Below are 560 nucleotides of genomic sequence, written 5' to 3'. Positions count from 1 at the left end.
AGCACATTTCCATTTTCGTCTTTCAATGTCTCTCATTTGCCTGTTTGAGTGTTGAATTGCCTTTTTGGCACAATCACTTCGCTTTCCTTGTATGTTTCCAAAAACTTTGCCTTAATGTCATTTTCCAACTCATCTAAGTCCTCTTTTGCCGACTTGATGGCATCTTGATAAGGCTTTGAAAATTCCTTGAATTGATTTTCCGCCTTTTTAAGAGACATTTTTAACTTGGTTAAGGTAAATACACTTCCAATCAGTTCGCTTGGTTCTAATGCCCCAAAGATTTCACATTTGGCACTTTCAAGCACTTCCTTTTTGTTTTCATAAATTTTTATGATGTTATTTTCCATTTTTCTCGCTTTCCAATTTTCTTTTTTCCAGATATTCCAACATGGCGTTATCCGTTATGTACTGAATCTTCATGTTTGTCTTTTGAGCATACTCTTTAACTTTCTTGTGTATGCTGTCGTTCACTATAAGCAATGCCATCTATTCACCCCCTCTCGCTTTTATTTCAGTTATTGCCATGTCAAGTAGGTCATGAATTTGATTGATTCACATTC

Annotated in this window: 1 protein-coding gene; it reads right to left on the bottom strand. The window is 35.5% G+C overall.

The features are described from left to right. Positions 1–32: 32 nt before the first annotated feature. A complete protein-coding gene (locus RM190_RS23365; protein WP_311761881.1) occupies positions 33–347 on the bottom strand; it encodes a hypothetical protein in 315 nt (104 codons plus the stop codon). Between the last annotated feature and the right edge of the window lie 213 nt (positions 348–560).

Source organism: Paracoccus broussonetiae (genome assembly GCF_031854425.1).
In the GTDB taxonomy this organism is placed as follows: domain Bacteria; phylum Pseudomonadota; class Alphaproteobacteria; order Rhodobacterales; family Rhodobacteraceae; genus Paracoccus; species Paracoccus broussonetiae.
This window is presented reverse-complemented; position numbering and strand designations above follow the sequence as displayed.